The following is an 8,676-nucleotide window of genomic DNA, read 5'->3' on the forward strand; positions in this document are numbered from 1 at the left end:
CCACTCCGTTCGTGCTGAGCTTGTCGAAGCACCGTCCTTCTTCTTGCCCACTGAAAGAAAGAACGACCCTTCGACAAGCTCAGGGCGACCGGGTCGGATTTATGGCTTGCCGGTCCAGCAAATGACATAAAGGCCTTCCATTTTCTTCTGCGCCCCTGCGCGAACTTCCTTCTCCGCGCCGCCGCCTGATACTTCCAAAACCTTGCCCAACGGCGATCACGGGCCTAGGGCGACGGCGACTCCTTCCATCCCCAGCCGAGGCTCCCCCATGACCGATCTCGTTCCCGTCCGCCGTGCGCTCCTTTCCGTCAGCGACAAGGCGGGCCTCGCCGATCTGGCTGCCGCGCTCGGTCGCCATGGAGTCGAGCTGGTGTCGACCGGCGGCACCGCAAAGGCGCTGCGCGACGCGGGGCACGCGGTCCTCGACGTCGCCGACCTCACCGGCTTTCCCGAGATGATGGACGGGCGCGTCAAGACGCTGCATCCGACCGTGCACGGCGGCATCCTCGCGGTGCGCGACGACGCCGCTCACGTCGCCGCGATGGACGCGCACGGCATCGGCGGCATCGACCTGGTCGTCGTCAACCTCTATCCCTTCGCCGCCACCGTCGCGAAAGGCGCGCCGCGCGAGGAGATCATCGAGAATATCGACATCGGCGGCCCGGCGATGGTGCGTTCGGCGGCGAAGAACCACGCCTTCGTCGGCATCGTCACCGAGCCGCAGGATTATGCCGCGCTGATCGAGGAACTGGACGCCAACGACGGTGCGACCACCCTCGCTCTGCGCAAGCGGCTCGCCGCGACCGCCTTTGCCCATACCGCGACCTATGACGGAATGATCGCGCAGTGGTTCGCCTTCGCCGACCAGGGCAAGCTGTTCCCCGACACGCTGCCGCTGACCGCGACGCTGTCGGCCGAACTGCGCTATGGCGAAAATCCGCACCAGCAGGCGGCGCTCTACCTTCCCGCCGGCCCCGCGTCGCGCGGCATCGCGCAGGCCGAGCAGGTGCAGGGCAAGGCGCTCAGCTACAACAACATCAACGACGCCGACGCCGCGCTCGACCTTGTCGCCGAGTTCCGCGAGGCCGATCCAACCTGCGTCATCGTCAAGCATGCCAATCCGTGCGGCGTCGCGACCGCCGCGACGCTGACCGCGGCGTGGGACGCGGCGCTCGCCTGCGACAGCGTCTCGGCCTTCGGCGGCATCGTCGCGCTCAACCGGCCGCTCGACGGCGCGACGGCGGAAGCGATCGCTAGCATCTTCACCGAGGTGGTCGTCGCCCCCGACGCCGACGCCGACGCGCGCGCGATCTTCGCGAAAAAGAAGAATCTGCGCCTGCTGCTGACCGGCGAACTGCCCGACCCGGCGCGCGGCGGCCTGATGATGAAGACGATCGCCGGCGGCTGGCTCGCGCAGACCCGCGACAACGGCCGGATCACGAAGGACGATCTGAAAGTCGTCACGACGCGCACGCCGAGCGACGCGGAACTCGCCGACGCGCTGTTCGCCTGGACGATCGCCAAGCATGTGAAGTCGAACGCGATTGTCTATGCCAAGGGCGGCGCGACCGCGGGTATCGGCGCGGGGCAGATGAATCGCCGCGATTCGTCGCGCATCGCCGCCGTCCGCGCGCGCGAGGCGGCCGAGGCGAACGGCTGGAGCGAACCCCGCACCGTCGGCAGCGCGGTCGCCAGCGACGCCTTCTTCCCCTTCGCCGACGGCCTGATCTCCGCCGCCGAGGCCGGGGCGACCTGCGTGATCCAGCCGGGCGGCTCGATCCGCGACGACGAGGTGATCGCCGCCGCGAACGAGGCGGGGCTGGCGATGCTGTTTACCGGGATGCGGCATTTCCGGCATTGATTCCGCAGGAAGATCGTCGCCCCGGCGCAGGCCGGGGCCGCTATCGTCCTTGTTCGGGCGTCGGAGAGCAAACCGCCAGCGGCCCCGGCTTTCGCTGGGGCGACGGGGCATGCTTGGGGCTTTATTTCGCCCGTCGCGAACGGCATAGGGAGGCGGTGGTCATCCTGACCCGGCAACAAGGACCAGCATGACCGCCGTCCCTCGCAACAAGTCCATGATCCAGAATCTCTATGCCTGGACCATGGAGAAATCGGCGCATCCGCACGCCGAATATTGGCTGGCGCTGGTCGCCTTCGTCGAGGCGAGCTTCTTTCCGATCCCGCCGCATCCGATGCTCGGGCTGATGTGTCTCGCCGAACCGAGGAAAGCGGTGCGCTATGCGCTGATCTGCACCCTCGCCTCGGTCGCGGGCGGCTGCTTCGGCTATGGGATTGGCTATTTCCTGTATGAGAGCGTCGGGCTATGGCTGCTCGCGGCGCTGGGACTCACCGACAGTTTCCCGGCAGCCGCCTGCTACCTGCGCGATTACGGGGCGGAGATCATCCTGGTGAAGGGGGCGACGCCGATCCCGTTCAAGCTGCTGACGATTACCGCCGGCTTCATCCACATGAACCCGTTCACCTTCCTGTGGGCGAGCCTGGCCAGCCGGGCTTTTTCCTTCATGCTGGTCGGCATCCTGTTCCGGCTGTTCGGGGCGCCGATCAAGGCATTCATCGACAAATATCTCGCTTGGGTCGCGGGCGCATTCCTCGTCGCGGTGGTTGCCGGTTTCCTGGTCATCGGCGCCCTGTCGGGCGGCGGTGACAAGACCGCCGACAAATGCAGCGGCGCGACGTTCGAAAGCATCGGGCTGGACCGGAAATAAGGCCGCCAGTGGCTGTCATATCTCTCCCCTCCCGCAGGCGGGAGGGGTCGGGGGTGGGCCAGCAGCGGTGCAATTGCCCACCCCGCTGCGAGTAGCGAGCAAGCTCGCAACTCTCGCTGCCCCTCCCGCAGGCGGGAGGGGAAGAAGGAAACCTACTCGTTCGCGGGTGGCTGATGCAGCCAGTCGGCGTGGCGCGGCGCCTTCTTCGTCCGGCTCCATTCGTCGAGCATCAGCGGCGCGACGCGGCGCAGTTCGGCATATTGTTCGTCGGTGCCGATGTCGCACGCCAGTTCGATGCGGTGGCCGTTGGGGTCGAAGAAATAGATCGACCGGAAGATGCCATGATGCGTCGGCCCGAGCACGTCGACGCCATGAGCCTCGAGATGCGCCTTCGCCGCTACCAGTTCGTCATGGCTGCCGACCTTGAACGCCAGATGCTGGACCCACGCCGGGGTGTTTTCGTCGCGGCCCATTTCGGGCTGGTTCGGCAATTCGAAGAAGGCGAGGACATTGCCGCCCCCCGCGTCGAGAAAGACGTGCATGTAGGGATCATATTCGCCGGTCGACGGCACATGATCCTCGGCGAAGGCGGTGGTGTAGGTCATGCCGAGCATGCGCTCGTACCATTCGACCGTCTCCTTCGCGTCCTTGCAGCGATAGGCGGCATGGTGGACGCCGCCGAGTTTGATCGGGCTCGTCATTCGGCAGGCTCCTTTGCGACATCGAGCGCGCCGCGGCGAATCTGGTCGAGTTCCATCGACTTGAACAGCGCGGTGAAATTGCCTTCGCCGAAGCCTTCGTCCTTCTTGCGCTGGATGAATTCGAAGAAGACCGGGCCGATCACCGTCTGGCCGAAAATCTGGAGCAGCAGGCGCGGATCGCCTTCCTGCGTCGAACCGTCGAGCAATATGCCGCGCGCCTTCAGTTCCTCGACCGGCTCGCCATGGCCGGGCAGCCGTTCGGCGAGCAGTTCGTAATAGGTTTCCGGCGGCGACGGCGCGAAGGGATTGCCGAGCGCGGCGAGCTTGTCCCACGCGGCATAGAGGTCGTCGCAGGCGAAGGCGATATGCTGGATGCCCTCGCCATTATAGGCGCGCAGATATTCCTCGATCTGGCCGCCGCCGCCCGCGCCTTCCTCGTTGAGCGGGATGCGGATCTTGCCGTCGGGCGCGGTCATCGCCTTCGAGGTCAGGCCGGTATATTCGCCCTTGATGTCGAAATAGCGGATTTCGCGGAAGCCCGCGATGCGCTCGTAGAACGCCGCCCAATGCGCCATCCGCCCGCCGTAGACATTGTGCGTCAGGTGGTCGATCACCTTGAGCCCCGCGCCTTCGGGATGGCGGGCGCCGCCGTCTTCATAGACGAAATCGATGTCGTAGATGCTAAGGCCGTCGCCGTAACGGTCGATCAGATAGATGATCGAACCGCCGATGCCGCGTATGGCGGGCAGGCGCAATTCCATCGGCCCGGTGCGCACCTCGACCGGCTCGGCACCGCGCGCGATCGCTTCGGCATAGGCTTTCGCCGCATCGCGGCAGCGCCACCCCATGCCACACGCCGACGGGCCATGTTCGGCGGCGAAATAGGCGGCGGGCGAGCGCGGCTCGTAATTGGCGATCAGGTTGATGTCGCCCTGCCGCCACAATATCACGTCCTTCGACCGATGATGCGCAATCTGCGTGAAGCCCATGCGTTCGAACACCGGCTCGAGAATCCCCTTCTCGGGCGCCGAGAATTCGACGAATTCGAAGCCGTCGAGCCCCAGCGGATTTTCGAACAGATCGGCCATGGTCCATCCCTTATGGTTACAATTGAAACCATTATGATGGGCGGCGGCGGGGGAGTCAATGCGGGGCTTCTATCATGGCGGCGTCGTTTGAAAGCAGCGTGAGCTTTCCTTCTCTGCGGCCTCTGCGCCAAATTGCTGAACGGCGGCGCGACCCGACCCGTCAGGCCGCCGCCGTTTCGATCGCCTCGAGCGCCTCCATCCAGGCCGCCTCGACACTTTCGAGTTCGGCGGCGAGCTTGCCGCGACGCTGCGCGAGGTCGCCCATCGTCAGCTTGACGAGCGCGGGATCGGCGCTCGCGGGGTCGAACATTGCGCGGTCGATCGCCGAAATTCGCGCCGAAAGCCTGGCCGCCTGCGCTTCGAGGTCCTTCGCCGACTTGCGCAGCGCCGCCTGCGCCTCGCGCGCCTTTGCCGCTTCCTGCCGCGCCAGCTTTGCGTCCTTCGGCTTCGCCGGCGCGGTCTTCGCCTCGTCGGCTGCGCCCCTGCCGAGGATGAAGGCGACATAATCGTCGATGCTGCCGTCGAAATCGCGCGCCGTGCCGCCGTCGACGAGCACCAGCCGGTCGGCCGACAGTTCGAGCATGTGACGGTCGTGGCTGACGATCAGCACCGCGCCGTCATAGCCGTTCAGTGCCTGCACCAGCGCCTCGCGCGCGTCGACGTCGAGGTGGTTGGTCGGTTCGTCGAGGATCAGCAGGTGCGGCGCCTCGCGCGTGATCAGCGCCAGCGCCAGCCGCGCGCGCTCGCCGCCCGACAGCTTCGCGACCTCGGTCGTCGCCCGGTTTCCCGAGAAACCGAAGCGCCCGAGCTGCGCGCGCACCGCACCCGGCGTCTTGCCCGCCATCACGCGCGTCATGTGGCCGAGCGGCGTATCGGCACCGTCGAGTTCCTCGACCTGATATTGGGTGAAATAGCCGACGCGCATCTTGCCCGACGCGGCCATGGCGCCGTCCATCGGCTGAAGCTGCGCCGCGAGCAGCCGCGCGAGCGTCGTCTTGCCGTTGCCGTTGCGCCCGAGCAGCGCGATGCGGTCGTCGGGGTCGATGCGCAGGTTGAGCCGGCTCAGCACCGGCTCGCCCGGCGCATAGCCGACGCTGGCAAGATCGAGCGTGATCAGCGGCGGCTTCAGTTCGTCCGCCGGACTCGGGAAATCGAACACCAGGCTCGGGTCCTCGGTAAGCGCGGCGATCGGCTGCATCCGCGCGAGCTGCTTGGCGCGCGACTGCGCCTGCTTCGCGGTCGAGGCGCGGGCGCTGTTGCGCGCGATATAGTCGACCAGCCGCGCGCGCTGCGCGTCCTGCGCCGCCTTCGCCGCCGCCAGCTGCGCCGCGCGCTCGGCGCGCTGGCGCTCGAACGCGTCGTAGCCGCCCGGATAGAGCGTCACCTTCCCGCCTTCCAGATGCAGGATATGATCGACGACATTGTTGAGCAGGTCGCGCTCGTGGCTGATCACGACGAGCTGCCCCGGATAGCTTCTGAGGAAGCTTTCGAGCCACATCGTCGCTTCGAGGTCGAGGTGGTTCGACGGCTCGTCGAGCAGCAGCAGGTCGGGGTTGGAGAAGAGCAGCGCCGCGAGCGCGACGCGCATCTTCCACCCGCCCGAAAAGCTGTCGAGCGGCTGCGCCTGCATCGCCTCGTCGAAACCCAGGCCGATCAGGATGCGCGCGGCGCGCGCGGGCGCGGTATAGGCGTCGATCGCGATCAGCCGCTCGTGGATGTCGCCGAGCCGGTCGGGATCAGTCTCGGTCTCCGATGCCGCGAGCAGGGCGGCGCGTTCGCCGTCGGCGGCCAGTACGGTCTCGAACGGCGTCGCGGTGCCGCTCGGCGCCTCCTGCGCGATATAGCCGACGCGCGTGCGACGCGGCATCTCGATCCCGCCCTCATCGGCCTCGATCTGGCCGATCATCGCCTTCATCAGTGTCGATTTGCCGGCGCCATTGCGCCCGATCAGCCCGGTCCGGCTCTTCGCCGGCAGGCTCGCGCTCGCGCGGTCGAGGATGGTGCGCCCGCCGAGGCGCACGGTAAGGCCGTTGATCGTCAACATGGGCGCGCCGCCTAGCATAGCCGGGCGGCCAACCCAAGCGCATGCCGCTCAGTGCGACGCGCCCATCGACACGTGGCGGGGGCGCGGCGCGCACCAGACCGCAAGGGCGGCAATGATGAACACCGCGGCCGAGGCGAGGAAAATGTGGATGACGCCGATCGTTGCCGCCTGCACCTCGACCAGCCGGTCGAGCGCCGCGCGCGCCTGTTCGAATGTCAGGCCGCCGCCCTGCAATATGTCCATGGCGCCAGCGGGATCGTTGAGCGCGGGCACGATCTCCGACCGCGAAACACGCGTCGAATCATCCCATGCGGTGGTCGCGACCGCGGTGCCGATCGCCCCGCTGAGCGTGCGCAGGAAGCTCATCAGCCCCGCCGCCGACGTCTGATCCTTTTCGGGGACCGAACTGAGCGCGAGCGCGGTCAGCCCGACGAAGAAGAAGGGCATGCCCATCCCCTGCAACAGGTGCGGCAGAGCGAGCGTCCAGTAATCGACGTCGGCGTTCCAGCCCGCGCGCAGGATCGACACGAAGGCCATCCAGACGATCCCGGCGGAGATGGAGATGCGGATGTCGATCTTGTCGATCGACGCCGCCGCGACCGGCGACAGCAGCACCGCGAACACGCCCAGCCAGGCGACGACATAGCCAGTATCGGTCGCGGTATAGCCCACCATCTGCTGGAGCCACAAAGGCGTCAGCACGACCTGTGCGAAGAAAGCCCCGAAACCGAGCGATATCGCCAATGTCGCGAAGCTGAACCCGCGGAAGCGGAAGACGCGCAGGTCGACGACCGGGTTCGCGTCGGTGAATTCCCAGATGATGAAGGCGACGAAGCTGATCGCCGAGACGATCGCCAGCGCGACGATCCACGTCGATCCGAACCAGTCGTGCTCGCGGCCGGTGTCGAGCATGGTCTGGAAGGCGCCGACCGACACCACCAGCAGGATCAGGCCGATCACGTCGATCCGCGCCTTGACCCGTTTCGTCTCGAACGCGCCGAGCAGGCTACCGACCCCGAAGGCGCAGAGCGCGACGACCGGCAGATTGATGAAGAAAATCCACGGCCAGTTCCAGTTGTCGCTGATCAGGCCGCCGAGGATCGGGCCGAGGATCGGCGCAGTCGTCGTCGTCATCGCCCAGATGGCGAGTCCGATCCCCGCCTTTTCCTTCGGGAAGATGCGCAGCAGCAATATCTGCGACAGCGGCATCAGCGGCCCACCCGACAGCCCCTGCAGGATGCGGAAGAGGATCAGCGCGTCGAGCGTGCGCGACACGCCGCACAGGAAGGAGAACAGGCCGAAGCCCATGATCGAGATCAGGAACCAGCGCACGGTACCGAAGCGCGCCGCGAGCCAGCCGGTGAGCGGCACGCTGATCGCGTCGGCGACCGCATAGCTGGTGATGACCCACGTCCCCTGCGTCGGCGACACGGCGAGCCCGCCGGCGATATGCGGCACCGACACATTGGCGATGGTGCTGTCGAGCACCACGACGAAATTGGCGAGCGCCAGCGCGAACGCCGCGGCGAGCAGCCGCACGCCCTTCAGCGGTTGCGGCTCGGCCGGAAGCGATGCGGTGGCGGCGCTGGCCATATTATCGTCCCGCCCCGAACCTCGTCATGGAAAGCGAAGCGAAGTCATGTCGAAGGCGTCCGAGCATCAATCGTCCCCGCGCGTGTCGATCGTCGCTTCCATCGACAGGCCGACGCGCAGCGGGTGCTTGCGCAGCTGCGCGGCGTCGAGCGCGATGCGCACCGGCAGGCGCTGTACCACCTTCACCCAGTTGCCCGTCGCATTCTGCGCCGGGATCAGCGAAAAGGCCGCGCCGGTGCCGCCCGCGATGCCGACCACCTTGCCGCGATAGACGACGTCGCCGCCATAATAGTCGGAGGTCAGCTCGACCGGCTGGCCGATGCGGATGCGCCGGAACTGGCTTTCCTTGAAATTGGCGTCGACATAGGCGGTGTCGATCGGGACCACGACCATGATCGGCGCGCCCGCGGCGATCCGCTGGCCGACCTGCACCTGCCTGTTGGTGACGATGCCGTCGACCGGCGCGCGGATCACCGTGCGTTCGAGGTCGAGCCGCGCCTTGTCGAGCCGCGCCTGCGCCGCCG

At 67.0% G+C, this 8,676-nt stretch carries 7 protein-coding genes; 2 read left to right on the forward strand and 5 right to left on the reverse strand.

Going from position 1 to position 8,676, the window contains the following annotated elements:
- The first annotated feature begins 268 nt into the window (after positions 1 to 268).
- Both purH and SGR02S_RS17805 read left to right on the forward strand, forming a co-directional pair.
- A complete protein-coding gene (gene purH, locus SGR02S_RS17800; protein WP_067113172.1) occupies positions 269 to 1,861 on the forward strand; it encodes a bifunctional phosphoribosylaminoimidazolecarboxamide formyltransferase/IMP cyclohydrolase in 1,593 nt (530 codons plus the stop codon).
- A 214-nt stretch (positions 1,862 to 2,075) separates the two neighbouring features.
- Entirely contained in the window at positions 2,076 to 2,726 is a 651-nt protein-coding gene (locus SGR02S_RS17805) for a YqaA family protein (protein ID WP_067113185.1), read from the forward strand.
- A gap of 152 nt (positions 2,727 to 2,878) precedes the next feature.
- Here the strand turns inward: SGR02S_RS17805 and SGR02S_RS17810 are convergent, their stop codons facing one another.
- The 5 genes from SGR02S_RS17810 to SGR02S_RS17830 all read right to left on the reverse strand — a co-directional run.
- On the reverse strand, positions 2,879 to 3,427 hold the full coding sequence (locus SGR02S_RS17810; RefSeq protein WP_067113174.1) for a VOC family protein: 549 nt from the start codon (positions 3,425 to 3,427) through the stop codon (positions 2,879 to 2,881).
- Positions 3,424 to 4,515, reverse strand: coding sequence for a 4-hydroxyphenylpyruvate dioxygenase (gene hppD, locus SGR02S_RS17815; protein ID WP_067113177.1), 1,092 nt, complete (start codon positions 4,513 to 4,515; stop codon positions 3,424 to 3,426). Before hppD ends, SGR02S_RS17810 begins: the two co-directional genes overlap by 4 nt.
- 160 nt (positions 4,516 to 4,675) lie before the next feature.
- A complete protein-coding gene (locus SGR02S_RS17820; protein WP_067113181.1) occupies positions 4,676 to 6,559 on the reverse strand; it encodes an ABC-F family ATP-binding cassette domain-containing protein in 1,884 nt (627 codons plus the stop codon).
- Positions 6,560 to 6,607: 48 nt separating this feature from the next.
- Positions 6,608 to 8,152 (reverse strand): DHA2 family efflux MFS transporter permease subunit, encoded by a 1,545-nt coding sequence (locus SGR02S_RS17825; protein WP_067113183.1) that lies wholly within the window; start codon positions 8,150 to 8,152, stop codon positions 6,608 to 6,610.
- Positions 8,153 to 8,218: 66 nt separating this feature from the next.
- Positions 8,219 to 8,676: HlyD family secretion protein (locus SGR02S_RS17830; protein WP_156483123.1), on the reverse strand; the 458-nt coding region annotated here is incomplete at its 5' end.

This window comes from Sphingopyxis granuli NBRC 100800 (assembly GCF_001591045.1).
GTDB classification, from domain to species: Bacteria; Pseudomonadota; Alphaproteobacteria; order Sphingomonadales; family Sphingomonadaceae; genus Sphingopyxis; species Sphingopyxis granuli.

Coding starts and splice junctions, on each gene's coding strand:
- SGR02S_RS17825 (WP_067113183.1), bottom strand. CDS start 8,152: ATGGCCAGCGCCGCCACCGCATCGCTTCCGGCCGAGCCGCAACCGCTG.
- SGR02S_RS17805 (WP_067113185.1), top strand. CDS start 2,076: ATGATCCAGAATCTCTATGCCTGGACCATGGAGAAATCGGCGCATCCG.
- SGR02S_RS17810 (WP_067113174.1), bottom strand. CDS start 3,427: ATGACGAGCCCGATCAAACTCGGCGGCGTCCACCATGCCGCCTATCGC.
- purH (WP_067113172.1), top strand. CDS start 269: ATGACCGATCTCGTTCCCGTCCGCCGTGCGCTCCTTTCCGTCAGCGAC.
- SGR02S_RS17820 (WP_067113181.1), bottom strand. CDS start 6,559: ATGTTGACGATCAACGGCCTTACCGTGCGCCTCGGCGGGCGCACCATC.
- hppD (WP_067113177.1), bottom strand. CDS start 4,515: ATGGCCGATCTGTTCGAAAATCCGCTGGGGCTCGACGGCTTCGAATTC.